Here is a 24,751-nt window from a genome sequence, read left to right as displayed (position 1 = left end):
AAAAAACTGACCTCTAAGCCACATTTCCTCATGGAGATTACAGCGCGTCCCAGATATAATGCGTAGCATTTTTCTGCGCATTTATTTGGCACTCATAGCATACGACGTTCGGATATTATGGATAAAACATACACACCACAGAATATTGAATCTAATTGGTACAAAACCTGGGAAGAAAAGAACTACTTTGCACCGTCCGGTCAAGGCGATTCTTACTGCATCATGATTCCGCCACCGAACGTCACAGGTAGCTTGCACATGGGACATGCGTTCCAGCAAACCATCATGGACGCTTTGACTCGTTATCACCGTATGACTGGTCATAACACACTATGGCAACCGGGTACCGACCACGCCGGTATTGCAACCCAGATGGTAGTTGAGCGTCTTTTAGCTCAGGACGACGTAACCCGTCATGACCTGGGTCGCGACAAGTTCATTGAAAAAGTCTGGGAATGGAAAGAACAATCTGGTGGCACCATTACCTCTCAACAACGTCGTTTAGGTACGTCCGTTGATTGGTCTCGTGAACGCTTCACTATGGACGACGGTCTTTCAGAAGCGGTTAAAGAAGTTTTCGTTCGCCTGTATGAAGAAGATTTGATCTATCGCGGCAAACGCTTGGTTAACTGGGACCCGAAACTTCACACTGCGATTTCTGATCTTGAAGTAGAAAACAAAGACGAATCCGGTTTCCTATGGCACTTCCGTTACCCGTTAGCCGATGGTGCTAAAACCGCTGACGGTAAAGATTACATTGTTGTGGCAACAACTCGTCCTGAAACCATGTTAGGTGATACCGCGGTTGCCGTTCACCCTGAAGACGAACGATATACGCAATTGGTTGGTCAGTTTGTAGACCTACCATTGGTTGGCCGTCGCATTCCTATCGTTGCTGATGAATATGTAGATAAAGACTTCGGAACCGGCTGCGTTAAGATCACCCCTGCTCACGATTTCAATGACTACGAAGTGGGCAAGCGTCATCAAACTGCACTGATTAACGTTTTCAATCGCGACGCTCAAATCCTTAAACAAGCGGAAGCGTTCAACTTTGAAGGTCAGCCAATCGAAGGCATCGATTGCACTATTCCTGAAGGCTATGCGGAATTAGATCGCTATGATGCTCGTAAGAAGATCGTCGCTGATTTTGAAGCCTTGGGTCTTCTTGAAGAAATCAAAGACCACAGTTTGGTTGTACCACGTGGTGACCGTTCTGGCGTTGTAATCGAGCCTTGGCTAACAGACCAGTGGTACGTTTCTGCAAAGACATTGGCAGAACCTGCCATCAAAGCCGTTGAAGACGGTGATATTGAATTTGTACCTAAGCAGTGGGAAAACACCTACTTCTCTTGGATGCGTGACATTCAGGACTGGTGTATCTCTCGTCAGCTTTGGTGGGGCCATCAGATCCCGGCATGGTATGACAACGACGGTAATGTCTATGTAGGTCGTACCGAAGACGAAGTTCGCACTAAGCATAATTTGGCAGCGGATCTTGAGCTTCGCCAGGACGAAGACGTTCTTGATACCTGGTTCTCTTCAGCGCTTTGGACCTTCTCAACTCTTGGTTGGCCACACGATGAAGAAGCACTGAAAACCTTCCACTCTACTGATGTATTGGTTACCGGCTTTGACATTATTTTCTTCTGGGTAGCCAGAATGATCATGATGACCCTGCACTTCATCAAGAACGAAGACGGCACACCGCAAGTTCCGTTCAAGAAGGTGTATGTAACTGGTCTGATTCGTGACGAGCAAGGCCAGAAGATGTCCAAGTCGAAAGGGAACGTGCTTGACCCTATCGATTTGATTGACGGTATTGAGCTGGACAATCTGGTTGAGAAGCGCACCTCTGGCATGATGCAGCCTCAGCTGAAGCAAAAAATTGAGAAAGCGACTCGTAAAGCCTTCCCAGAAGGATTTGCAGAAAGCGGCACCGATGCTCTTCGCTTTACCCTAACCTCCTTGGCGTCACTAGGCCGTGACATTAAGTTCGACGTTAAACGTCTTGAAGGTTACCGCAACTTCTGTAACAAAATCTGGAACGCCGCTCGTTACGTTCAAATGAACACCGAAGACGAAAGTGGTAATGCGTTGGACTGTGGCCAAAATGGTGGCGACATTGAATTAAGCGTTGCTGATCGTTGGATCATTTCCCGTCTGCAATCCGTTGAAGCCGACGTTCAAAAATACTACGAGCAATATCGTTTCGACTTGATGAGCCAAACATTGTATGAATTCATCTGGAATGAATACTGCGATTGGTATTTGGAACTGTCTAAGCCGGTATTCTGGAACGAAAACAGCACCGAAGCTCAGCTTCGTGGTACTCGTCGTACTTTGGTTCGCGTACTTGAAACTACGCTGCGTTTGATTCACCCAATCATGCCGTTCATCTCTGAAGAGATCTGGCAATCCATTAAAGGTTTGGCAGGTGTTGAAGGTGATTCCATCATGCTTCAAGCTTTCCCTGTTGCGGACGAAAGCAAGATTGACCAACAAGCCGAACAAGACATTGAATGGCTGAAAGGTGTGATCGTTGGTGTTCGTAACATCCGTGGTGAAATGAACATCGCGCCAAGCAAAGCACTGGATTTGTTGTTCCGCAATGGTTCAGAAGATGACAAGCAACGCTTGACCAACAATGAAAACTTCCTGAAAGCATTGGCTAAACTAGAAACCATTACCTGGCTTAATGAAGGTGATGAAGCACCAATGTCGGCTACTCAACTGGTTGGCCAAATGGAAGTATTGGTTCCTATGGCTGGCTTGATTGATAAAGATGCTGAGATTGCACGTCTAACGAAAGAGCTAGAGAAACTGGAAAAAGACATTCAGCGCATCGCTGGCAAGTTAAACAACGAAAACTTCGTTAGCAAAGCACCAGAAGCCGTTGTAGCCAAAGAAAAAGCGAAACTGGATGAAATGTCCACAGCCTCTTCTAAGCTGAACGAGCAAATGGAAGCCATTAAGAATATGTAATTCTTACGTTTCCATATCTTAAAAGGAGGCATAAGCCTCCTTTTTTGTTTACTCTTTATAATCTTTATACGCTTTACACTCTTTATAAAACCCTTTCCAATCTCATTTCAAAAGTGAGTAGTTCATGAAAATAGATATTTTCTGTGCGGGCGGCACAATCGATAAAATTTACTTTGATGCCAAAAGTGACTATCAAGTTGGTGAACCCAAAGTAGGTCGTATTCTGGAAGCCTACAAACTCAACATTGATTTTGAAGTTCATTCTGTTCTAAGAAAAGACAGCCTAGAGATGGACGACCAAGATCGCCAAACGCTAAAACAGGCGATCAGCCAATGCGATAATGAGTACATTCTGGTAACCCACGGAACGGATACCATGCCGGAAACAGCTGAAGTATTAAAAGACCTTCCGAATAAAACCATCGTTATGTTTGGCGCGATGGAGCCGGCTATGTACAAAACCAGTGATGCAGAATTCAACGCAGGTTGCGCAGTAGGTGCAGTCCAATCTCTACCTAACGGGGTTTACATTGCAATGAGTGGCCGCATCTTTGAAGCGGGTAAAGTTAAGAAGAATGTTGCCGAAGGCATCTTTGAAATAAAAGACTAGGGAACCTCTGAACAAGTCCGCTCCAGCTCAGCGGGCGCTAGAAAAACGTTAGAACAAGGCGAGCTTCGTAGAGAATGTCTAGACCTTTTCAAGAAGTTCAACACAGTTATAACGTTTTTAAAGCCCCGCCCTTCGGGGCCTTAAGAGAAATGCCTCTTTTTTGTTGCGGCTTTTTGACGTAACCCGTTATGCCTTCAAAACCGCGCCTCAAATAGACATTTCGCTTATAGGCCTGAGCAGAGAGAGACTTGTTCAGAGGTTCCCTAGATGAATCCAGGTGTTTTGAACCTCATCACAAAACACCTATTTTTTTTCCAATGCCTGAAATGAATTAAAACAGCTCAATTTCATCACATACAACTGACCGGCTGTTCACTTCTGATTTGACTAACTCGTGCAGTTCATTCAATTCAGAATCCGTCAGATCAGTCAGTTTTATGTCTCTGAACACACGCTGAGAGACCAGTTTATACTTGTAGCAATTTGCATGAGCCGGTGCCCCGCCCTCGACAGTCACTGCATCCCGACTTCCAACTACACTCGCATCACAGTAGACACACCGCATAAAAAAACTAACCATTGCGTCAAAATATAGAAAGCCGGCTAATATACTGATATCGGGGAAAAACTCCATAACCTTTTAGTAAATAAGGTTATCAATTGTTACCAGCAACAAATAACCAAGTAAAAAGATCAACTACTCTGTCGCAATTTCTCAACTTTATATCGCTGCCTGCTTGTTATAATCTTTTCGAACTACAACCCTATAACTAAAACGATAAATAACGGTATAGCATGCTGGAAGCAGTCTTTAATCCAGAAATCTGGAAATATATAAGTATTCCTTTTATCGCAGGTCTTGTCGGATGGAGTACCAACTGGTTAGCTATCCAACTGACATTCTACCCTGTTGAATTTCAAGGCGTCCGAAAGCCTTTTTTGGGATGGCAAGGCATTGTTCCCCGCTCCTATAAGAAGATGGCATCCATCTGTGTTGATACAACGATGAGCAAACTGGGGACGCTGTCTGACATTATTAACAGTCTCGAACCCAAGGTACTGATCGATCGAATGATCCACGTACTACTGCCTAAGGTTGAAATCATGGTGGATAACATCATGAGAAAGGAAAAACCTGTTCTCTGGGATAACCTACCTAAAGCAGCCAAGAACAAAGTCTACAAGCATGTAAAGTCAGAGCTACCAAAACGTCTGGATGCCATTGTCTCTGACTTCCAACAAGATGCAGACCAATTGATCAACCTGAAAGACCTGGTGATCACCGAGCTAGGTAACGACAAGAAGCTTCTAAACCGAATTTTCCTGGAATCAGGTGAAAAAGAATTCAAATTTATCATTAATTCTGGGTTATATTTCGGGGCCGCGTTTGGCTTAATTCAGATGATAATTTGGTATTTTTTCCAGGCTTGGTGGATTCTGCCTCTATTTGGTCTGTTGGTTGGCTATATCACTAACTGGATTGCCCTGAACATTGTCTTCAGACCATTGAACCCGGTGACGCTTTGGAAGTTTTCGGTTCAAGGGATCTTCCTCAAACGTCAAAAAGAAGTGTCTAAAGCCTGGTGCGATATTGTTGCCTTCGAGTTGCTGACCATCGAAAACTTCAGTAAATCCCTATTGGAAGGCCCTAACAGTAAAAAAACCAAAGCTTTGGTCGATAAACACATCAGAAACCTTATAGATGAATCGATAACGCTAAGAACGCTCGCCCAAGTAACCATGGGTCCAGCCGGCTACGCAAATCTGAAAGATAATATGACTGAGCTTGCCTTTGAGTATTCGAAAGAACCCTTTAAAGATAAGCGCTTTAATGAAGACCGTGCCGCACTTGTATCAGATATGATACGAGAAAGAATGGAAGCCCTGACACCGGAAGAGTTCCAGGGTGTACTTCGACCAGCGTTCCAGGAAGACGAGTGGCTACTTATTCTTGCAGGAGGGATTTTGGGACTTCTAGCAGGTTTTGCTCAATTGGTCTTCATTTTTGGTAGCTGATTCTAATTCTATTCGTTATAAACTTGTTCAAGTACGATTATTTGGTTAGCTACTCCTGATTTCCCGGCCGTCCTTATTTATGGATTGGCCGGATTACATGGTAAATACGCCAAGGGACGAGTATCTGGAAAAGGATCATAGGCAGGCAGTTATGAAAACCAGAGACAGAATTCTTGTTACAAGCCTGGAACTGTTTAACGAATTTGGTGAGCCCAACGTCACCACTATCCATATTGCGGATGAAATGGACATTTCACCCGGCAACCTTTACTACCATTTCCGCAATAAGAACGAAATTATTTATGAGCTTTATCAACAGTTTGAAAAGCGCATGAATGAAATCCTTGTTGCTCCGCCTGAAGATCGCCAGATAACAATGGAAGATCATTGGCTGTTTGTTCACCTTCTATTTGAACACATCTGGGAATATCGTTTTATTTATCGCAACCTTCCTGACCTATTAGCCAGCGTAGATAAACTGGCAACTCACTTTAATCGAATCCTCGATAAGAAAGAGCGCGTCAATAAAGCTATCTGTGAGGGACTTATTGCCAACGGCACTATGCTCGCAAGCCTGGAAGAAGTGAATTCTCTATCACAGAACATCACCATGACGATGACTTACTGGCTAAATTACGAAAATGTGCGAAACAAAGGCAAGCACACAGAGGATTTAGGCAAAGGGGTTTATCAGGTCATGAGTTTACTGACACCTTACCTGGAACCTACTCATCGAGCCTTCATGCAAGATCTCAGCAAGAAGTACTTATAGGGTCAGAATAGATTTTCCCTAACCATCAAAAAAGGCCTCTTAGAGGCCTTTTTAATACGGGAGAATGTCACATTAAACAATTAAGCTTTTGAAAGTGCTTTCACTGATTTATTCAGGTCTTCAACTTTCTTTATTAAGGTATCAACATCTTTCTTACTTGGCATACCCAAGAAGTTAACAACAGTCTCAATACCTTGCTCCATTAACGCCTCTACTTTTTCCAGAGACTCGTTCAGCTTGGCACGAACATCTTCAATCGATTGATTTGCGCGTTCACGAATGGCACTGGTCTTAGCTAGGGTGTCGTTCTTCACATCCGTTGCGCGAGACTCGACTTCTTCACCCTCTTTGATCAAAGACTCAATCACCTTAACGCTTTCTTCTTCGGCTTTGGCGTATGCACCCAAGGCTGCCAACCAAATTTGATGAGCTGAACCACGTACTTTTTCAGCTAAGTTAACACCGGATACTTCTTCCACTTCTACAGACTCAACAACTTCAGACATAATTACATTCCTTATTTTGATTAGACATTTACACGTCCTTGAAAGTGAAACTTAAAGAGCCTTTTTACAGCCTCTAAACCAATCAAAGTGTGCTGAAGGTTTAATCCGATAGTAGCAATGGCCTTTAGAATAGACATACTAAAGGACTTCAACTGAAAGTCTGATATTTACAGAGCGGCAACACCTTACCGTTTGACTCTTTTAACAGGCAAAAAAAACCCGCTTACGCGGGCATTTAGAGAGGATACATTGTTTTAGTTATTGAATACCGAGGTAACCATAACCTGTTGCCCGTTGATAGGCACTTGCAGGATAACTAGGAGCAGTAATATTTTTCAGTGTGGTCAGTAACTTATTCATACCTTCAAGCGTTGCCGAGTCTTCGCCTTGTAAGGCCAATTCCTGCGCTTGCCCTTGGAGCACATTTACCGCTTGTTCCGGAGTTTCTATCTTTTGAGTACGAGTCTCCAGAGGAATGTGGTTTAAATTCTCCAACGAAAGAAAGCCATACTCATACAATGTATGAGCAAGGTCACCAATCTGGGTTTCCGCCTTCATCTCGGAAAACAATTCTTTAGACACTCGTTCCAATTGGCTGGCACGCCCTGAAATGGAGACCTGGTCACTGTATGGGTTACTTTGATCTTCATTACCCTGCTGACGACCATTTTTTGACTTTGATAAGCCATCAACATTTTGCTTACTGGGTGACTGAGTCGAGGAATTGACGTTATTCCCCGTAACATGATTAATTGGCATGGTTTTACCCTCTCTAATGTAACATTTCGTATCCTAATGAATGAAATGCACATTCCATACCAAATTGATCAATTTTCAGCCAAACCACCCAATTCTTGATCAATCGAGGCCAAAAGCCCCATTAAACGGGAGATATCCAAACCGGATTGCTTGAAATACTCCTCCGCCATCGGTGAAATACCGCAACGACTTGGCAAGGGTCCTTCCATTTCAATCAATTCAGACATCTTGGGTATAAAGATGTACTGAATCCACTCAACCAAGGTCATAGTGTCATAGGCAAAAGGTTGCTGACTAAGAAACGCTTCCGGCGATGGAGGCGTTTCCGACCACACAGCCAGGCTCATTAATTCATTTTCTAGGTCTATAAGCAGTTGTTTTATCTGAACGTACTGCTGAGAAGTGGTATTTGTCATCGTGATAAGCTGCCCTACGAAGTTTGCATGTTATAATGCGCCGCCAACACACCTTCAAATCCCAAGATCAATTCAGAGATAGTTAGAGCCCTTATGGAAACCGCTGTTAATACCATCACCGATTTTGTTAAGTCACTCGACGCTGAACTACGTGTTTTCGACATGGGGCGCAGATTATATCGGCTGTCTAACGGCCAATTCCAGAAATTTGAAAATCTTGAAATTCCCTATCCAACACCACTTCAACGCAGTGCGTGGTTAGGATTTGCTATTTGGTGGAATGAAACCAAGGAAGAACCCTTGATTTGGTTCTTGAAACTGCCTTTGGATGAACAAGGAATGATCATTCCTGCATCTCGTGATGATTTTATTCAGCGCTTGATGAAAGCCATTCAGAATCGAATGACCAATCCAGAGTCAAAGGAACAGAGCATCCTGAATGAATCTGAATTAGCGTTTACACCAAATCAGGAACGCATGGCCAGCTTCCATGCAAAGACATCTCGTTTCCTGGGTAAGAATGCATCGAGCTTTTACGAACCAACCATTAGCTATTTAAAGAAAGAACAACCCACTGGCTATTGGGAATCACTAGGCTTACAGGGTTTGGCGGATGTTTGCGCTCGCATAGAAGATCTAAACCACGCACAAATTCTAACGGAGTCTCTGGCCTGGTTACCCGATACGCCAAAATTTCAGCTTTTAGCACTGCTTGAAAATGAAGAACTGACCACTGAGTTATCACTCGCCATCTTAAATCAGTTGGAACAGGAAGTAGCTTCGGCCACACCAAATCAAGCACTCATTGCAACCGGCTTAAGAGCATTATCGGGTTCAAAAGCCCAGCAACCAAGACAAGCACTGATTCTAAAGATTCTGACAGAATCTCCGCTCAAAAATGACCTGGAAATCATCTCCACCATTATTAGTCGCTGCTGGACGGACCTTGAAAATCCCGAACTTTGCTATCAGCTGTTTGAACGTGTTGCAGAACAAGAGGCCGCCGAGCAAATCTTTATTCAGCTCTTTATCGATTTAGTGGCTATACCAGGCGTCCGTCCGTGGTTGATGACAATGGTGAGAAGAACCGAACGTTCAGAAGCCCTTAGCCGCTGTATTGGCCAGCTATTCGGCGCCATCCAGAAACAGTAAACAAAGAAGTACCAATAGATAACGCCTGATCAGCAGACACAAAAATGCCACTATTACAGTGGCATTTTTTATGAGCAGGATTCCCGACTAAACTAACGAGTCATTAAGCAAATTCAGGATGCTCGACTTTCTTGCCTTCCAACACTTCAGACAACTCAACAAATTGTTGAGTCAGCTTGTGTTTTGGATCCATGTATACCAAAGGACGATTCTTTTGATGTGACTCTTTCATTTTCACAGAGCTCGTCAAGTAAACAGGTAACACAGGCAATCCTTCTTCAATAAGCTCAGTAATCAATTGCTGAGGCAGGCTTGCACGAGGTTGGAACTGATTCACGATGATGCCTTCAATTTTCAACTCATCGTTATGATCTTCCTGGATTTCCTGGATTTCCATGCCTAGGTTATACAAGGCTTTACGAGAGAAATCATCACAATCGAACGGGATCAAACACTTATTACAAGCGATTAATGCTGACTGAGTGTAGAAGTTCAACGCTGGCGCTGTGTCCACAAAAATACGATCGTACTTACGCTCTAGCGCTTTTAATGCATCACGTAGTTTATAAATCTTGTGTTTTGCTTCCAGTTTACGCTCTAGATGTTCTAGTTCAGGACTAGAGGCAATCACATCCAGATTCTCATAGGGAGAAGGGGTAATGAAGTCTTCAGGCTTTTTATTAAATACTTTGAACGAAAGCACCTGCTCAAAGTATTGAGCAATGTTATTTTCACACTCAGTAGAAGATTTCCCGAGAAGATAGTGCGTGGTATTGCCTTGAACATCCAAGTCGATAACCAACGTTTTATATCCCTGCTGCGCGCTGATCGCCGCCAAATTACAGGTAATACTGGATTTCCCTACTCCGCCTTTCTGATTAAACACGACTCGACGCATTTACCCTGTCCTCTGAATTAGATTTCTACTGATGATTTTGCGATCACATTTTAGTCGAAAGAATCCACAGGGTCGACTTAAACCACGTCACATCCCGTTTTTCTCGACAAGATTAAGGTTTTTATCACAAAAAGTGCCCAGATTGTGGCTTATCTTTAAAGCAATTGCTTTAATAGCCGATCTAAACAATACTCTAATTTAGAATTTTTTCTGACCCGAACTATGGAGTTAAGGGAGTGACCTCCATCCCCGCAATTTTATACAAGTACGCTGACCTAGAAACAGCGGACAAAATCATTCAGTCCAAGACATTACGCTGGCTCTCACCTTATCAATTGCCTGAGCCTTTTGCTGTAAATTCAGCCAAGTCACTGATGATCAAGGATGACATTCTGACGGAAGCGTTGGCCAAGTTTGTGGCCAGTATGATTTTCACACACTCCCTACCGTTTAAAGACACAACGAATCCTATTGTGAAAGCAATTATTCGTTGGCGTTCTACCGACCGTTTCGATTCAGAAGAAGAAGCACGTTCCGTGCTGACTGACTTGCTGCAAAGCACCATCATCAAACAGCAAGAAAAGAATCAGGAAATGTTGGAACACTGGGATTACTATCTCGATCACCTTCGGATTCTCAGCCTAGGGGATAAACCCGATAACCTTGCACTCTGGCAAAATCATGCAAATAACCATTGCGGTGTTGCTTTTGGTTTTGATGTTGACGCTCAGCATGATGATGGCGCCCCTCAGAAACCAGCCAAGGTAAAATACGCTGACCAAAGACCGGTGTTGACGGATATGAGAGCCCAGATTGAAGATATCCTCGCAATCAGGCGCTTAGAGCCTCAAAACATGTTTGCCACGCAATTCCTAGTGAAGTCTAAAACGGCAATCACAGAACAAGAGTGGCGCTGCCTGAGAGTATTACCTGAGCAACAAGTCCTTCAGGCGGAAGAAAAGACACATAATGATTTCACATTCAATGATGAAAGCCTGAAACGTGTTTATATCGGTGCCGCAATCCCATCGGATGACAAAATCAAACTGATCAACTCTATTAAAGAACAGCTTCCGAGTACGGATATTTATTCTTGCACGCCTAATATGAATCAATTTTCCCTTAAACTGGAAAAAATTCATTCAGGGAAATAAGAGACCCACGGATGCCCTTCAAAAAGTCGATCTATGCAGCTCTGATAGTGCTCGCGCTGCTTGTATTTGTAGTCACACCCGGACTTCTTGGAACTGTCGCCAAGCACTACATTGAACGAGCCGTGTATTTAAACAACTTAAATACCGCCGTAACTATTGAGCTCAGAGATTATGAGAAGTCGTGGTTTGAGAGTCATTTTATACTCGACATCTACACTCAGGATGAGTTTGAGGAAGAACTCGTTAAGGTAGGCAGTTTCCCTGCGACACTAAAACACGGCCCCGTTACCGTTATAAACAATCAACCAGGTATAGGAGCCTTCTATCTATACAGCGATAGCTTTGAATCCGTTAACCTGACTACACCTTATATTGGCTATGCCCGGGCTGGTTTTCTGGGCCAGGTTGAACTGAACATCAATATCGATCTGCAATCACTCAATCAGTCACAAAACACACCAAAAAGCACCACTGGCCTCGAACTCAGTCCATTAATCTTATCCATAGACAGCGATTTCGAGTTTGAACGAATCAATTACCAAATATTATGGCCGGGTTTCCAGGATAAGAACCGCACCGATACGGCACAGGTAGAAAATGTACTACTAACCGGCCATGTTGAACGAATCGATGACCTCCACTGGCAAGGCAAATCTAATGCAAGCATCAAGCGGTTGACCTTCCCTGCTAATGACTTCATTTTGAATGACTTGAACTTAACTTTGGAAAACTTTGTCACCATTGATGAATCCAGCTATCGCACACTAATTCTTGCTCACACGAACGCAAAATTAATCAAAAGCTTATGGAATGACTGGCAACAACCTGAGCTAGACGTGGAAATCCATAATGCGGATTTACAAGCCTTCTCCAACCTATACGATTTGGCAGAACGCGCCTATCTGGAGTTCGATTCACCATTTGATGAATACGCACAATTGGAATATATGGCTGCCCTGCAAACCAGTTTGCCAGCGTTATTCTCAGACAATGCAACCATTAAGCTGAAACACTTCACCTTCACTGATGCCCAAAGCAATACAGAGAAAGAAATTACCGGAGAAATCCAGTTCCCAGATTTGCCAGACTATATGGACGAGCACCTGATATCCCTAATCGCCAAAACAAACGGGACACTTAAACGAAAAACATCAAACGGAACGAATACGATAGAAATAAAAAATGGAAAAGTAACCATCGATAATCGACCGTTAGACTTTTCCATTCTGAACTGACTCAACACTCGTTCAAGCATTGAATACTTAGTCAGGCCAACCTCTAGCTGAAGACAACCGTCTTATTGCCGTGCACAATCACACGATCTTCCAGGTGCCAGCGCAGTCCGCGTGCCAGAACGTTTTTCTCTACGTCCTTACCAAGGCGAACCATGTCTTCAACGGTATCGCGATGACTGATACGAATCACATCCTGATCAATGATCGGACCCGCATCCAACACTTCTGTTACGTAATGACAGGTAGCACCGATCAGCTTCACACCACGCTCAGCAGCTTGATGGTAAGGACGCGCACCAGCAAACGAAGGTAGAAAACTGTGATGGATATTAATAATACGACCAGCATGTGTATGACATAGCTCAGGCGGTAGAATCTGCATATAGCGCGCCAGAACCACAGTGTCTGTCTGGTACTGTTCAATCAGTCCTGAAACCTCAGCAAAAGCCGCTGGCTTATTGTTAGGGTCAACAGGTACATGATGAAAAGGAATGTCATGCCATTCCACCATAGAACGTAAGTGATCATGGTTTGCGATGACACAAGCAATCTCACAAGGAAGCTCATTACTGTGCCAGCGATGCAGAATGTCGGCCAAACAGTGACTTTCTTTCGACGCCATCAACACCACTTTTTTAGGTTGATGAGAGTCGGTGATACGCCACTTCATACCATATTCGTCAGCGATTGGCTGAAACTGCTTTTCAAACTCAGCCAGATCAAAAGGCAGTGAATCCGCGCGAATTTCATTGCGCATGAAGAACATCCCGCTTGGACGATCCGCATGATGATTTGCTTCCGTAATCCATCCATTCAAACCGGATAGAAAAGTACTTACTTTAGATACAATGCCAACCCCATCAGGGCATGAAATAACGAGTCGATAAACGCGTTCCATCAAAGTCACTCTTCAACTAAAAATTAAACATTTGAATAATAAGAAATTCTTAAAAAACAAAACCCCAGCAGCCCTCTATAGTTCTGCTGGGGTTTTTTAATAGAAATTAACTTACTTAACTTCTACAACTTCCGCAGCATGGATCTTCTCGAACCATTCTTTCGGCCCTGTTTGGTGTACGGAGGTGCCATTCACATCTACCGCAACCGTCACAGGCATATCTTGTACATCAAACTCATAAATAGCTTCCATACCCAACTCAGGGAAGGCAACTACTTCAGCACCTTTAATGGCTTTTGATACCAGGTACGCAGCACCACCAACCGCCATCAGGTAGGTTGCTTTGTGCTTCTTAATCGCATCAATCGCAACCTGACCGCGCTCTGCTTTACCGATCATGCCCATCAAGCCAGTAGTTTCCAGCATGGTATCAGTAAATTTATCCATACGCGTTGAGGTTGTTGGACCAGCAGGACCAACCACTTCATCACGAACCGGATCAACAGGACCTACGTAGTAGATGAAGCGACCTTTAAGATCAACAGGAAGCTCTTCACCTTTTGCAATCATGTCGGTCATCTTCTTATGCGCCGCATCACGACCGGTCAACATCTTACCGGAAAGCAACAAAGTCTCACCAGGCTTCCACTCTTCCATTTCTTCTTGAGTGATGGTGTTCAGGTTTACACGACGAACTGATTCACCCACTTCCCAAGTGATTTCAGGCCAATCTTCCAGACTTGGTGGTGTTTGCAATGCAGGACCAGAACCATCCAACTCAAAGTGCGCGTGACGAGTAGCCGCACAGTTAGGAATCATACAAATAGGCAATGAAGCCGCGTGAGTTGGGTAATCCATGATTTTCACATCAAGAATCGTCGTCAAACCACCCAAACCTTGAGCACCAATACCTAGCTTGTTTACTGCGTCCATGATCTCAAGACGAAGTTCTTCAACACGGTTTTGAGGACCGCGCTCACGTAATTCATGAATATCAATCGAGCCCATCAATGACTCTTTTGCCATCAATGCCGCTTTTTCTGCCGTACCACCGATACCAATACCCAACATACCTGGTGGACACCAGCCAGCACCCATGGTTGGAACTGTTTTAACAACCCAATCAACAATGCTGTCAGATGGGTTTAGCATAACCATTTTAGATTTGTTTTCAGAACCGCCACCTTTAGCAGCAACCTGAACGTCTACTGTATTACCCGGAACAATCTGGGTATGAATAACTGCTGGTGTATTATCTTTGGTGTTCTGACGCTTACCAGCAGGATCTGCAAGGATAGAGGCACGAAGAACATTATCCGGGTGCGTGTATGCACGACGAACACCTTCGTTGATCATGTCTTCCAGGCTCATTTCAGCATCCCACTGAACGTCCATACCGACTTTAACGAAGACAGTTACAATACCAGTGTCCTGACACAAAGGACGCTTACCTTCGGCACACATGCGAGAGTTAATCAGGATCTGTGCCATTGCATCTTTAGCAGCCTGAGATTCTTCACGCTGATAGGCTTCATGCACAGCGTCAATGAAGTCTTTTGGATGGTAATAAGAAATATACTGAAGTGCATCAGCAACGCTGTCGATTAAATCATCCTGACGAATTACAGTCATGAGAACCTCTTATCAGCTAACGGTAGTCGTTGTAATTTTTGAGAGTGCCGAACAACTCGACACGGTTTTGCGAAAGGCGTCAGATTGTACATTATTTAACAAAAGAAAGCATGATTTTGAACGAAAAGAAGCTAAGTTATATTCATTAACAAGACACTGTGTCCAACTTTTATTAACAAAAACAAACGAATCATAAAGTACCCTAACAGCCAAACGTGTTAGCGTTGACTATTAGTTAATTATTAATAGTCATATCAGTAAAAACCGATTACTGCCTAAATCTGGATGACTAAATACAGATCTGAATTTAGATAATAAGAGCAACACTCATAAAATTATTAAAACAAAAGAACATGAGTACTATGTCCGTAGCTTTGTCAGATGACATACAGAATAAACAGCGCATTCGCATCAAACGTTTAATGATGGGGTTTGCCGCCTATGTGGTTTGTGGAACCATCGTATGGCTATATTTCTTAACCAATCAAACAGAGCATACCAGCACTGCTGAAATTGCCATTGCCACCGCATTTTCTCTGGTTGTTCAGGCAACCTTCTATTTTATGATCAAGAGCGGTGCCAACCTAAAATTCAAAGATCCTTCGTTAACGATTCAACAAATGATCCCCGGTTTTCTCTGGGTAACCTATCTTCTGTCGATTACGCAATCGGTTCGAGGCATCGTACTCGTCTTTTACTTCGTTATCTTAATGTTCGGAATCTTCAGACTGACAGCCCGTCAATACTTAGCACTATCCGTTTTGGCACTTTCAGGGTATGGAATTGTCATTGCTCACGACATTTCAACGAATGCTCCGCAGTTCAACCTTACTCTGAACCTGGTTCAATTGGCCGTACTGGCAATACTACTAATCTGGTTCTCCTATTTTGGTCATGAAGTACATGACTTAAGAAATGAGAACAAGATTAAAAAAGCTCAGTTAATTCGCAAACACATGGAAATTGAGCGACAGCGCGATGAAATCCATAGAACCAATAATGAGTTGCAGGTTGTACTATCAAAACTCAGTACCCAAGCCATTACAGACGAATTAACCGGTCTGGCTAATCGCCGTCATTTTGTGGATTGCTTACAACCCTACATAGAACAAGCCAAAGACAGCAGCGAATTTTCTATATGTTTACTGGATCTGGATCACTTCAAACAAATCAATGACCGTTATGGGCATAATGCCGGGGATTTGGTACTTCAACGATTCGCAGATACAGCAAAACAATGCTTACGCAAGAATGACTTACTGGCTCGATACGGTGGCGAGGAATTCATCCTCTTCTTACCTAGAGCCGATAAGTACGCTGCAATGGAATGTGCGGAGCGAATCCGGGCTGAGTTTTCCAAGATTATCTTTGAAGAACTGCCCGATTCACCAAGCTTCACTCTGTCTGTTGGTGTGACAATCTTTTCGCCGAAAAGCGATCATATGAAATCAGAGAATCTGATCTCACGTGCAGATGCTGCGCTTTATAACGCCAAGAAACGAGGAAGAAACCAAGTGGTGTTAGCAGAACCTGCGTTCAAACACCACTTCGCAGCATAAATCTCTCTAGCTAGAAAAGCATCTCTAGTTAGAAATGAGATAATCGATCTGAATATTAAGCTAGAACTTAACTTTCAAGGTCAGGAACTTCTCTGACGCTTTGAGACCATTGAGCGGCATTTTCAATGTCGCCCTCTTCATTCAAGGCGGGATAAGGCAATCCTTTCTTATCACAGAATTTAGCCACTTGAGGATGAGCCCACTGGAAAAGCGTCTTCTCATACTCTTCAGGATTCAAGCTCAGTTTGTCGTACATACCCGCCGCATCACGCTGGCGTTGAGCTTCACTCAGGATGATAGCTGCAGCCACTGATACATTGAACGACTCCACCATCCCTTGCATTGGAATAACCACGTGCTCATCACACATATCAGCAGACTCATCAGATACCCCAAATAACTCCTGACCTAACAGTAGAGTTGTTGGCTGAGTGTAATCGTAGTCTCGGAAATCAATCGCACGATCAGAAAAATGAGCTGCAATCACCTTACGGCCTTGCTGTTTTTGTAACTCAATGGCTTCCACAGACGTTTGATGAGGATGAACGGTTACCCAGCGATCACTTCCTGATGCCGTTTTGCTAAATCGACCAAACTGATCATGCGGCCACACCATGTGCAAATGAGCAACACCCATGGCGTCACAAGTTCGAACAATCGCGGCAATGTTATGAGGTTTATGAACATGATCCGTTAACACTCTAAGATCAGGCTGTCTGCGGCTAAGGGTGTTCTTTAATTTCTCAAAACGCTCTGGGGTCATCTCATCAAACTCTCTAACATTTGGTTTCAATCTATGAGCCTTAATTTGAAAACTCACAGATCAAAAAGACCATAAACCAAAAGTCCCTAATCAAGGGCCATAAATAAAGCGGCGCATTATACCCAATAAAACCTTACTTGGATAACGTAAGGTCAGAGAGATTAAATTCAGTCATCTTTCAGCTTGAGGTGACTGGTATCTGGAACCTCAACCGCTTCCTCTGGTTTCGGATCGACCAGATAACCTTCCATCGGATTTACTTTCAGGTGATCGGTATTTGGCGCTTCGACTTCTTTCTTCTTAGCATCCGGCAAAATCATGCTGCCTGTAGGAGCTAAAGAAAAGTCATTTGAGGAAGCAGACTCAGGGGCGATGGATGCAGCTTCGGGCAAAGTCTGCCCGACTGGCTCTTCTTTATTTTGTTTTGCCAAGGTATCCATTGCCTGCTTAATGTCTTCCGAAGCAGCTTCCGTCACTTCCGGAACAGGAATACCAATCGGCTCAGGCTCTTTTTCAACAGCTGCTTTTGCCTGCTGATTTTCCGCATGGGCCTGTGCAACCGAGTTCAAAGACGGTTTCGAAAACTCTTTCGCAATAAACGAGGCTGGATTTTGAGCTTTAGGTGGTTGAGCTGGCGCACTGTCCAAAGATCGTATTTCTGCTTGAGCGCCCGCTTTTTCTAATGCGGCCAAATATTTTTGCGCCGTTGCCTGATCAAGGCCGCTTTTGATAACTACGGTTTTTCCAGAAAACAAAGCGTTTAGCTTGGCTTCATCAGCCTTGAACATACGCCCTAGGTTCTGCCGAACCTGCTGGATATCTTTCCCTTCGATTACTTTTCCCTGAAATATGACTTCAAACACAACATCCACCAAAAAAGATCTATTTAACAATAGTTTAAATCATTTTTGGCAAGTCGCGAATCTTTCCACCAAACCCTAAGAATTCGGTTACCAGATCCAAATCAATAACAAAGAAAAAATGGGGTCTATACTGGGAGGATAAAGACTAAAAAATCGGTTTAGACGCTTGAAACAAGGAATATGCTATGACTATTGAGTCCATAAAAGTAAGATCATGCATGGATGAAAGTATTTTACCCCTCACCCCAGACACCCCACTCATTGTGGCCACAACCGCCTTGTGTAAAAACAAGTTAACGGGCTTACCTGTGGTGGATTCTTCTCTAAAAGTCATTGGTTTCCTGTCAGAGCAAGACTGTATTGGTAAAATACTGAACGAAAGTTTCTACGGCTACACCGATGCCACTGTCAAAGATGTAATGCAGACTGACATTGTCAGTATTTCCCCGGAAACCAGCATCATTGACTTAGCCCAACAAATGAAAAGCAACCGCCCAAGAGTGTACCCGGTGGTCGAGTCAGAACGTCTACTTGGCGTCATCAGCAGAACGGATGTACTCACTGCTTTGAAACGTCACATCAAGAAAATGAAATCGACACAGATATAGACAAAGTTCACCCTTCATCTGTCTGGACATTGCCTGCCAGAGTGGACATTATGATCTACTCTCGCAGGCATTTTTATGCCTATTGTTAGCAGATTTCGCCTCAAGGAAGACAAACGGATATGACCACTAAACTTTACCCAACTGTTTTGATTACCGGCTGCTCATCAGGCATTGGTGAAGGGTTGGCCATCGAATTAAATAAACAAGGGTACAAGGTATTAGCAACTGCCCGTAATCCATCCAAGCTAACATCCCTCAACACTCTGGGAATTGCTACCTACCCATTGGACGTTACAAATCAGGACTCCATCAATCAGCTTGCAACGCAGTTTGAACGAGAAGAGATCAAAGTCGATGCGATCATTAACAATGCAGGCTATGCATCAATCGGCCCAATGGCTGAGCTTCCCATTGAAGACCTGGAACAACAGCTGTCCACCAACGTGGTAGGTATTGTTCGAGTCACCCAGGCATTTTCTAAAACCATGTTGGAGCAACAGCAAGGGTTAATCATCAACATTGGCTCGGTATCCGGAATTTTAACGACACCGTTCTCAGGCGCCTACTGCGCAAGTAAAGCGGCCGTTCACTCTATTACCGATGCGATGCGTATCGAGCTTGCTCCTTTCAACATTAAAGTGGTGGACGTTCGCCCCGGCGCAATCCAATCCAACTTTGGCGATAATGCCATGTCAGGAACCGAAAAGAATCGGGCTCGCTTCACACGATACACTGATATTTTTGAGAAAATAATGGAGCGGGCCAACGCCTCACAAGAAAACCCGACATCCACCGAGGAGTTCTGTAAAACATTGATTAAACAATGCTTTACTGAAAACCCGGTATCCGTTCAGTACATAGGTAATGGCAGTATCGCCTTTCCGTTATTGAAGCGCTGTTTACCCACGCCATTACTGGACAAGATTTTGTCTAAGCGGTTTGGTTTGAATTTATTAAAAGCGAAATAAGAACGGCCTTTCGGCCATTCTTTACAGATCGACTTAGGTTAAAAATCGACTTTGATGCTTTGACAGGCAGTACGTGCAACCTCTCGGGCCTTATCAATCGAATCACTTCTTGATAAGGTCACGCCCATTCTTCTTTTTCCAGACACTTCCGGCTTACCAAACAGACGAATTTGAGTGTTTGGCTGTGACAATGCATTTTCAAGCCCACTAAATCGAACCTCTGTTGATTCACCTTCCACCAACAAAGCACATGAAGCGGCCGGACCATGCTGTTGAATATTAGGAATTGGTAAATTCAATATCGCGCGAGCGTGTAGAGCAAACTCCGACAAATCCTGAGAAATCAAGGTAACCAGACCGGTATCATGAGGACGAGGAGAAACTTCGCTGAAATACACCTGATCTTCTTTCACAAACAGCTCTACACCAAAAACACCCTGCCCACCTAACGCAGCCGTAACCTTTTCAGCTATGTCTTTAGAGGCGGATAACGCTTCCGACGACATAACCTGAGGCTGCCAGGATTCGCGGTAATCACCGTCTTTTTGAATATGGCCGATTGGCTCACAGAAACTGACACCGTCACGATGACGGACGGTTAATAAGGTAATTTCATAGTCGAAATCAATAAAGCCTTCGACAATGACGCGCCCTTTACCAGCTCGACCACCTTCCTGAGCGTAATCCCAGGAAGACTGAATATCATCTTCAGAGCGAACTACTGATTGGCCTTTGCCTGAAGAACTCATGATTGGCTTCACTACACACGGCATACCAATCTCATGAATGGCCTCCTGATACGCTTCTAATGTATCAGCAAACTTGTAAGGAGAAGTCGCCAAACCCAACTCTTCAGCAGCCAATCGACGAATACCTTCTCGATTCATTGTAAGCTGCGTGGCTTTTGCTGTCGGAATAACCGTAAACCCTTCCGCCTCTAATTCCACCAGGGCTTGCGTGGCAATGGCTTCGATTTCAGGCACGATCAGATCCGGTTTTTCCTGCTCGATCACAGAGCGCAGGGCTTCTGCATCCAACATATCAATCACATGAGCTCGATGAGCTACCTGCATCGCTGGCGCATTCGGATAACGATCAACGGCGATCACTTCAACGCCAAGTCGCTGTAACTCGATTACGACTTCCTTTCCAAGTTCACCACAACCACACATCAAGACTTTAGTTGCAGTCGTACTCAATGGCGTACCAATCGATGCCATAATCAATCCTTCCACTTGTTTTAACCGATAAAATTGAATGAAGCTTTTTCACGCTCACGGACTTTCGCCATGACCGCTTTTTTCTCTGAATCTGAAAAGCTGCCCCATTGCGAGATTTCCTGACCAGAACGGAAACATCCCTGACACACGTCATTCTCATCTAAATAGCAAATACTGACGCATGGGGATGGAATAGGTTTATCACTCTGCTCTGACATAGTTAACTCGTACTCTGAATGAAAGCCGCACATTTTACTCAACAGAGTGATCAAATGATAGCCAAGCCGATGAGGCTTTATTTCATGGGAGTCAGCAAACGTTTGAAGCGTTCTGCATTCTTCACATAGTGCGTCGCACTTAGCTCCAACATTTTTTTCTGTGCGCTCGATAATTCACGCTTAATGACAGCCGGAGAACCAACCACCAGAGATCCATCAGGAATTTCCATTCCTTCCGGGATTAAAGCATTGGCTCCGATCAAGCAATGTTTACCAATTTTTGCACCATTCAACACAACCGCGTTGATACCAATCAAACTGTAATCACCCACAGTACAACCATGTAACATCGCTTTATGACCTACAGTAACACCTTTACCCAAAGTTAGCGGATACCCCACATCGGTATGGATCACGGTGCCATCCTGAATATTAGTTTCCTCACCAATGTGAATTAACTCATTATCACCACGAATAACCACATTAAACCAAACACTTGAGTGGGCTTCTAACACCACATTCCCAATCACCGTGGCATTATCAGCAACAAAAATATCAGCCGACTTTAAGGTCACCTCTTTTTCACCCAATGCGTACAACATCACATACCTCTTTTATGGTTTATTTTTCCGGTAAGAATTTGTCAGTCAGTGCAATATGCAGAACAACTCAGCGTGTTTAACGATAACGAATTTTCGAGTCAGCGGGCTTCTCCCAAAGATCAAAACCGGCATCAAAGCCTACCTCAAGAAATTCACTGAGGATCATGGCACTCAAGCCCCAGATTTCAAATTCATCGTAAAAGTAACAGGGAATGTACAATGCGCCGCCCGGATGTTTAATGCAATCAAAACAATCCGGTGGCGTGGATAGAAAATGACTGACCGGCACATGAAAAATAGCATCCAGTTCACCTTCATTTGCTAAAAGTTCGTGCTCACCTTCCACTAATCCTATATATGGATTGACCAAAATACCTTGCCGAGACACAACCTGACTGAGTTGCCCCAGCAACTGAACTGAATTACGAGGAAGGGCAATCTCTTCTTCCGCTTCTCTTAAGGCGGTTTGATAGAGATCGATATCCTCAGGGTCTTTCTTGCCACCAGGGAAAGCCACTTGCCCTGCATGAGACGTTAAATGCGCTGAACGTTGGGTAAAGATGATTTCAGGCTCTTGCTCACTCGCCGTTAGCGCCAATAAAACGGCTGCCTCTGGTAGTTCCTGAGCAATCGATGACGGGGTGAAATTTTCCAGCCGTTGCTGTAAATCACTGATACAGAAAAAATGCGACAAAGGAATTCCCACTCAATTAAACACACCAAAACATTGAATCACGAGAGCTAAATGGGTTTCAAGCAATCTCGACCTTGGCTTGCCTTACCTATTGCTGGAGACTTAATATGTAATGATCACACAGGCCAATTTAGTTCTTCATGTCGAAGTCGGTCATTATTAGTTTATTTTTAATTATAGTCGGATAGTTTAATGAAGTTTTGTAGTGCATGCGGAGCACCCGTGACATTGGAAATACCCGAAATGGATAATCGGTTGAGGCATGTATGCACGCAATGCAAAACCATTCATTACCAAAATCCAAGAATTGTCGCTGGCACACTGCCCTTTTATGAAGATAAGGTTCTACTCTGCAAACGCGCCATTGAACCAAGATTAGGCTACTGGACTTTACCGGCAGGCTTCATGGAAAATGAAGAAACCACCCCGAACGCAGCGATCAGGGAAACCCTGGAGGAAGCAAATGCCCGAGTTCATCTCGGTCAGCTGATCAGTATTATTGATGTTCCACACATCAGCCAGGTTCATATGTTCTTCGCCGCCGAGCTTGCAGATCTCAATTACAGCTCTGGCCCGGAATCTCTCGAGGTAGAGTTATTTGCGGAAGCCGACATCCCTTGGGATGAACTGGCCTTCCCTACAGTTAAAAGAACACTTAAACACTTCCTGAAAGCGAAAGAAAATAATGTGTTAATCAGGGATATTGAATTGCTGGTCGACTATATCGATTTCAAGGATCGAATAAAAAAATAAATGGCTGCAATCGATCTAAAGATCAAATAACTGAATAATATCGTAGGCAGGTTCTTCGTAAGGATGGCTGGATTTCATTGCGGCAATCACAGCCACTAACAACGAATCTTCACACACCATCTCTACTTTGTATTCATCCACGTATTCCACTGCCCCTTGAGCACCTATATAGGGGTTAGCACCATCCAGCGGACGAAACTGCCCTTGGCCTTTCACCTGCCAACAGCATTGATCATAGTTGCCAATACGACCAGCCCCTGCCAAAAACATGGCCGACTTCACCTCATCCAAGTGAGATTCAGGGATAAAAACAGAAAGCTTGTACATGATAATTTAAGAGCTGAAAGAATTGGAAATGGGCTGTTCGGTATACAGTTCAGTCAGATAAGCATCTCCCGATTCAGTCAGTTTCCAGCGAATATCCCGACCCTGCATAACCTCCCGAATTAAGTCCTGCCCTCTTAGGTAGATCTTAATGCGATTAATACTGTCATTTGTAAGGCGGATATCAGCAACCGCATGAGATTCCGGATACTTTTCCTTAATAGGTGCCTGAACATCTGTCGCTAACACCGCAGAAATTACCAAACGCATTTTCTCTTCTGAAATCGGTTTCAGCATATGAGGCGCCACTGCCAGGAAGATAGAATCCCAAGTCATACTCCAGGTTTCAGAAATGGTTTTGAAATTACCACCGCTAAAGACTTTGGCACTGAAGGAGACCATCACAGTTTTATTTTTTGATGGTCCTCGCACTAACGCAGTTGAATTGATTGCCAAGGCTTTTTTAGCTTCTTCCAACTCCTGTTTCAGCGCCTTAATTTCTTTCATTTGACTGGATTGAGACAGATGATTCTTCACCCCTGCTGAGACAGTCACCGAAGGCTTCGCTGAAACTGGCAACAAGCCAATCTTTTGAGCTGTTTTAATCTTGCGAATTGCCATGAGCAACTGCTTTCTTAAATCCGCTTCAACGGTCCAGTAGCGAACTTTATGTGAAGACAAAAGTTTTCTGAATTCCCCTAAATGGGCATTAACCATGCCGGAGACTTCAGAACGTTTTAAACAGAAAGGAAAGATGGGTTTGCCTTGAGTGGTGGCATAGATATAAGCCATATGAACATAACTTACACCACTGGGAGATAATTGGCCGTAGGAATCGCCTACTAAAAGAAATACAACATCGGATTCATCAATCATTGCTCGAATGACATCCCAATGATTATTTTGGGACGAAGGATTCAAGCCAATGCCCATTGGAATGCATTGATGTTTCACCAGTTCAAAACTGGCTTCAACTGCAATTGCTCCCAATTCGGATACATCATGAGCGATAAAAACACGATAACGTTGTTCCTTCACTTGCACCTCACTCAGCATCATATTAACAATCCATGTAACTCAGCCTAAGATTTCTCTATAACGAGTAATATCCTGCTTGACCTTCTGCCAACCCTAACGTTTTCAAAT

General features: G+C 43.9%; 26 protein-coding genes. 11 read left to right on the top strand and 15 right to left on the bottom strand.

Going from position 1 to position 24,751, the window contains the following annotated elements:
- Positions 1 to 117 precede the first annotated feature (117 nt).
- On the top strand, positions 118 to 2,985 hold the full coding sequence (locus tag QQL66_RS12980) for a valine--tRNA ligase (protein ID WP_284381942.1): 2,868 nt from the start codon (positions 118 to 120) through the stop codon (positions 2,983 to 2,985).
- Between the two features lie 124 nt (positions 2,986 to 3,109).
- Positions 3,110 to 3,595 carry an asparaginase domain-containing protein gene (locus QQL66_RS12975; protein WP_284381941.1) on the top strand — a complete coding sequence of 162 codons (486 nt, stop codon included), beginning with the start codon at positions 3,110 to 3,112 and terminating at the stop codon, positions 3,593 to 3,595.
- A gap of 331 nt (positions 3,596 to 3,926) precedes the next feature.
- Here QQL66_RS12975 and QQL66_RS12970 read toward each other — a convergent pair whose 3' ends face one another.
- A complete protein-coding gene (locus QQL66_RS12970) occupies positions 3,927 to 4,160 on the bottom strand; it encodes a hypothetical protein (protein ID WP_284381940.1) in 234 nt (77 codons plus the stop codon).
- A gap of 230 nt (positions 4,161 to 4,390) precedes the next feature.
- On the opposite strand from QQL66_RS12970, the gene QQL66_RS12965 reads away from it, so the two are divergent.
- Complete coding sequence (locus QQL66_RS12965) at positions 4,391 to 5,611, top strand: DUF445 domain-containing protein (RefSeq protein ID WP_284381939.1); 1,221 nt, start codon at positions 4,391 to 4,393, stop codon at positions 5,609 to 5,611.
- Between the two features lie 151 nt (positions 5,612 to 5,762).
- Positions 5,763 to 6,383 (top strand): TetR/AcrR family transcriptional regulator, encoded by a 621-nt coding sequence (locus tag QQL66_RS12960; protein WP_284381938.1) that lies wholly within the window; start codon positions 5,763 to 5,765, stop codon positions 6,381 to 6,383.
- Between the two features lie 80 nt (positions 6,384 to 6,463).
- Here the strand turns inward: QQL66_RS12960 and QQL66_RS12955 are convergent, their stop codons facing one another.
- The 3 genes from QQL66_RS12955 to QQL66_RS12945 all read right to left on the bottom strand — a co-directional run bounded on the left by QQL66_RS12955 (position 6,464) and on the right by QQL66_RS12945 (position 8,064).
- Complete coding sequence (locus QQL66_RS12955; RefSeq protein WP_284381937.1) at positions 6,464 to 6,889, bottom strand: phasin family protein; 426 nt, start codon at positions 6,887 to 6,889, stop codon at positions 6,464 to 6,466.
- 258 nt (positions 6,890 to 7,147) lie between these two features.
- Positions 7,148 to 7,648: a hypothetical protein gene (locus QQL66_RS12950; RefSeq protein ID WP_284381934.1), complete on the bottom strand. Its 501-nt coding sequence runs from the start codon at positions 7,646 to 7,648 to the stop codon at positions 7,148 to 7,150.
- A gap of 68 nt (positions 7,649 to 7,716) precedes the next feature.
- Positions 7,717 to 8,064, bottom strand: coding sequence for a YqcC family protein (locus QQL66_RS12945; protein WP_284381933.1), 348 nt, complete (start codon positions 8,062 to 8,064; stop codon positions 7,717 to 7,719).
- Positions 8,065 to 8,157: 93 nt separating this feature from the next.
- On the opposite strand from QQL66_RS12945, the gene QQL66_RS12940 reads away from it, so the two are divergent.
- Positions 8,158 to 9,216 (top strand): DUF3549 family protein, encoded by a 1,059-nt coding sequence (locus QQL66_RS12940; RefSeq protein WP_284381931.1) that lies wholly within the window; start codon positions 8,158 to 8,160, stop codon positions 9,214 to 9,216.
- Between the two features lie 103 nt (positions 9,217 to 9,319).
- Here the strand turns inward: QQL66_RS12940 and QQL66_RS12935 are convergent, their stop codons facing one another.
- Positions 9,320 to 10,114, bottom strand: a complete 795-nt coding sequence (locus QQL66_RS12935) for a ParA family protein (RefSeq protein WP_284381930.1) — start codon at positions 10,112 to 10,114, stop codon at positions 9,320 to 9,322.
- Positions 10,115 to 10,350: 236 nt separating this feature from the next.
- Between QQL66_RS12935 and QQL66_RS12930 the strand changes: the two genes are divergently transcribed.
- Positions 10,351 to 11,268 carry a DUF2971 domain-containing protein gene (locus QQL66_RS12930; RefSeq protein ID WP_284381928.1) on the top strand — a complete coding sequence of 306 codons (918 nt, stop codon included), beginning with the start codon at positions 10,351 to 10,353 and terminating at the stop codon, positions 11,266 to 11,268.
- Between the two features lie 11 nt (positions 11,269 to 11,279).
- On the top strand, positions 11,280 to 12,503 hold the full coding sequence (locus QQL66_RS12925; protein ID WP_284381927.1) for a DUF945 family protein: 1,224 nt from the start codon (positions 11,280 to 11,282) through the stop codon (positions 12,501 to 12,503).
- Between the two features lie 43 nt (positions 12,504 to 12,546).
- Here QQL66_RS12925 and purU read toward each other — a convergent pair whose 3' ends face one another.
- Positions 12,547 to 13,401 carry a formyltetrahydrofolate deformylase gene (gene purU / locus QQL66_RS12920; protein ID WP_284381926.1) on the bottom strand — a complete coding sequence of 285 codons (855 nt, stop codon included), beginning with the start codon at positions 13,399 to 13,401 and terminating at the stop codon, positions 12,547 to 12,549.
- Between the two features lie 111 nt (positions 13,402 to 13,512).
- On the bottom strand, positions 13,513 to 15,033 hold the full coding sequence (locus QQL66_RS12915) for a fumarate hydratase (RefSeq protein WP_284381925.1): 1,521 nt from the start codon (positions 15,031 to 15,033) through the stop codon (positions 13,513 to 13,515).
- Positions 15,034 to 15,395: 362 nt separating this feature from the next.
- Here QQL66_RS12915 and QQL66_RS12910 point away from each other — a divergent pair, with 362 nt between their 5' ends.
- On the top strand, positions 15,396 to 16,592 hold the full coding sequence (locus tag QQL66_RS12910; RefSeq protein ID WP_284381924.1) for a GGDEF domain-containing protein: 1,197 nt from the start codon (positions 15,396 to 15,398) through the stop codon (positions 16,590 to 16,592).
- Positions 16,593 to 16,659: 67 nt separating this feature from the next.
- Here the strand turns inward: QQL66_RS12910 and trmH are convergent, their stop codons facing one another.
- Positions 16,660 to 17,385 carry a tRNA (guanosine(18)-2'-O)-methyltransferase TrmH gene (gene trmH, locus QQL66_RS12905; RefSeq protein ID WP_348524844.1) on the bottom strand — a complete coding sequence of 242 codons (726 nt, stop codon included), beginning with the start codon at positions 17,383 to 17,385 and terminating at the stop codon, positions 16,660 to 16,662.
- Between the two features lie 137 nt (positions 17,386 to 17,522).
- Positions 17,523 to 18,218, bottom strand: coding sequence for a hypothetical protein (locus QQL66_RS12900; protein ID WP_284381922.1), 696 nt, complete (start codon positions 18,216 to 18,218; stop codon positions 17,523 to 17,525).
- Between the two features lie 185 nt (positions 18,219 to 18,403).
- On the opposite strand from QQL66_RS12900, the gene QQL66_RS12895 reads away from it, so the two are divergent.
- Both QQL66_RS12895 and QQL66_RS12890 read left to right on the top strand, forming a co-directional pair.
- Positions 18,404 to 18,826, top strand: coding sequence for a CBS domain-containing protein (locus QQL66_RS12895; RefSeq protein WP_284381920.1), 423 nt, complete (start codon positions 18,404 to 18,406; stop codon positions 18,824 to 18,826).
- Positions 18,827 to 18,945: 119 nt separating this feature from the next.
- Positions 18,946 to 19,794: an SDR family NAD(P)-dependent oxidoreductase gene (locus tag QQL66_RS12890; RefSeq protein WP_284381918.1), complete on the top strand. Its 849-nt coding sequence runs from the start codon at positions 18,946 to 18,948 to the stop codon at positions 19,792 to 19,794.
- A gap of 38 nt (positions 19,795 to 19,832) precedes the next feature.
- On the opposite strand, the gene purT is transcribed toward QQL66_RS12890, so the two are convergent.
- The 4 genes from purT to QQL66_RS12870 form a co-directional block, all read right to left on the bottom strand.
- The gene (gene purT / locus QQL66_RS12885; protein WP_284381916.1) at positions 19,833 to 21,014 is read right to left on the bottom strand and encodes a formate-dependent phosphoribosylglycinamide formyltransferase; all 1,182 of its coding nucleotides are present in this window, start codon (positions 21,012 to 21,014) and stop codon (positions 19,833 to 19,835) included.
- Positions 21,015 to 21,034: 20 nt separating this feature from the next.
- Entirely contained in the window at positions 21,035 to 21,232 is a 198-nt protein-coding gene (locus tag QQL66_RS12880) for a DUF1289 domain-containing protein (protein WP_284381914.1), read from the bottom strand.
- 77 nt (positions 21,233 to 21,309) lie between these two features.
- On the bottom strand, positions 21,310 to 21,834 hold the full coding sequence (locus QQL66_RS12875; RefSeq protein WP_284381912.1) for a gamma carbonic anhydrase family protein: 525 nt from the start codon (positions 21,832 to 21,834) through the stop codon (positions 21,310 to 21,312).
- 76 nt (positions 21,835 to 21,910) lie between these two features.
- Positions 21,911 to 22,528, bottom strand: a complete 618-nt coding sequence (locus QQL66_RS12870) for a CoA pyrophosphatase (RefSeq protein WP_284381911.1) — start codon at positions 22,526 to 22,528, stop codon at positions 21,911 to 21,913.
- A gap of 192 nt (positions 22,529 to 22,720) precedes the next feature.
- Here QQL66_RS12870 and QQL66_RS12865 point away from each other — a divergent pair, with 192 nt between their 5' ends.
- Positions 22,721 to 23,281: an NUDIX hydrolase gene (locus QQL66_RS12865; protein ID WP_284381910.1), complete on the top strand. Its 561-nt coding sequence runs from the start codon at positions 22,721 to 22,723 to the stop codon at positions 23,279 to 23,281.
- Positions 23,282 to 23,296: 15 nt separating this feature from the next.
- Here QQL66_RS12865 and QQL66_RS12860 read toward each other — a convergent pair whose 3' ends face one another.
- The gene (locus QQL66_RS12860) at positions 23,297 to 23,608 is read right to left on the bottom strand and encodes a YqfO family protein (protein WP_284381909.1); all 312 of its coding nucleotides are present in this window, start codon (positions 23,606 to 23,608) and stop codon (positions 23,297 to 23,299) included.
- Between the two features lie 6 nt (positions 23,609 to 23,614).
- Positions 23,615 to 24,664 (bottom strand): DUF4062 domain-containing protein, encoded by a 1,050-nt coding sequence (locus QQL66_RS12855; RefSeq protein WP_284381908.1) that lies wholly within the window; start codon positions 24,662 to 24,664, stop codon positions 23,615 to 23,617.
- Between the last annotated feature and the right edge of the window lie 87 nt (positions 24,665 to 24,751).

The organism is Litoribrevibacter albus (assembly GCF_030159995.1).
Classification (GTDB): domain Bacteria; phylum Pseudomonadota; class Gammaproteobacteria; order Pseudomonadales; family Litoribrevibacteraceae; genus Litoribrevibacter; species Litoribrevibacter albus.
This window is presented reverse-complemented; position numbering and strand designations above follow the sequence as displayed.

Excerpts from the sequence above, each read along its gene's own strand:
- QQL66_RS12980 (WP_284381942.1), top strand. The coding sequence starts at position 118 with ATGGATAAAACATACACACCACAGAATATTGAATCTAATTGGTACAAA.
- QQL66_RS12975 (WP_284381941.1), top strand. The coding sequence starts at position 3,110 with ATGAAAATAGATATTTTCTGTGCGGGCGGCACAATCGATAAAATTTAC.
- QQL66_RS12970 (WP_284381940.1), bottom strand. The coding sequence starts at position 4,160 with ATGCGGTGTGTCTACTGTGATGCGAGTGTAGTTGGAAGTCGGGATGCA.
- QQL66_RS12965 (WP_284381939.1), top strand. The coding sequence starts at position 4,391 with ATGCTGGAAGCAGTCTTTAATCCAGAAATCTGGAAATATATAAGTATT.
- QQL66_RS12960 (WP_284381938.1), top strand. The coding sequence starts at position 5,763 with ATGAAAACCAGAGACAGAATTCTTGTTACAAGCCTGGAACTGTTTAAC.
- QQL66_RS12955 (WP_284381937.1), bottom strand. The coding sequence starts at position 6,889 with ATGTCTGAAGTTGTTGAGTCTGTAGAAGTGGAAGAAGTATCCGGTGTT.
- QQL66_RS12950 (WP_284381934.1), bottom strand. The coding sequence starts at position 7,648 with ATGCCAATTAATCATGTTACGGGGAATAACGTCAATTCCTCGACTCAG.
- QQL66_RS12945 (WP_284381933.1), bottom strand. The coding sequence starts at position 8,064 with ATGACAAATACCACTTCTCAGCAGTACGTTCAGATAAAACAACTGCTT.
- QQL66_RS12940 (WP_284381931.1), top strand. The coding sequence starts at position 8,158 with ATGGAAACCGCTGTTAATACCATCACCGATTTTGTTAAGTCACTCGAC.
- QQL66_RS12935 (WP_284381930.1), bottom strand. The coding sequence starts at position 10,114 with ATGCGTCGAGTCGTGTTTAATCAGAAAGGCGGAGTAGGGAAATCCAGT.
- QQL66_RS12925 (WP_284381927.1), top strand. The coding sequence starts at position 11,280 with ATGCCCTTCAAAAAGTCGATCTATGCAGCTCTGATAGTGCTCGCGCTG.
- purU (WP_284381926.1), bottom strand. The coding sequence starts at position 13,401 with ATGGAACGCGTTTATCGACTCGTTATTTCATGCCCTGATGGGGTTGGC.
- QQL66_RS12915 (WP_284381925.1), bottom strand. The coding sequence starts at position 15,033 with ATGACTGTAATTCGTCAGGATGATTTAATCGACAGCGTTGCTGATGCA.
- QQL66_RS12910 (WP_284381924.1), top strand. The coding sequence starts at position 15,396 with ATGTCCGTAGCTTTGTCAGATGACATACAGAATAAACAGCGCATTCGC.
- QQL66_RS12895 (WP_284381920.1), top strand. The coding sequence starts at position 18,404 with ATGACTATTGAGTCCATAAAAGTAAGATCATGCATGGATGAAAGTATT.
- QQL66_RS12890 (WP_284381918.1), top strand. The coding sequence starts at position 18,946 with ATGACCACTAAACTTTACCCAACTGTTTTGATTACCGGCTGCTCATCA.
- purT (WP_284381916.1), bottom strand. The coding sequence starts at position 21,014 with ATGGCATCGATTGGTACGCCATTGAGTACGACTGCAACTAAAGTCTTG.
- QQL66_RS12880 (WP_284381914.1), bottom strand. The coding sequence starts at position 21,232 with ATGTCAGAGCAGAGTGATAAACCTATTCCATCCCCATGCGTCAGTATT.
- QQL66_RS12875 (WP_284381912.1), bottom strand. The coding sequence starts at position 21,834 with ATGTTGTACGCATTGGGTGAAAAAGAGGTGACCTTAAAGTCGGCTGAT.
- QQL66_RS12865 (WP_284381910.1), top strand. The coding sequence starts at position 22,721 with ATGAAGTTTTGTAGTGCATGCGGAGCACCCGTGACATTGGAAATACCC.
- QQL66_RS12860 (WP_284381909.1), bottom strand. The coding sequence starts at position 23,608 with ATGTACAAGCTTTCTGTTTTTATCCCTGAATCTCACTTGGATGAGGTG.
- QQL66_RS12855 (WP_284381908.1), bottom strand. The coding sequence starts at position 24,664 with ATGATGCTGAGTGAGGTGCAAGTGAAGGAACAACGTTATCGTGTTTTT.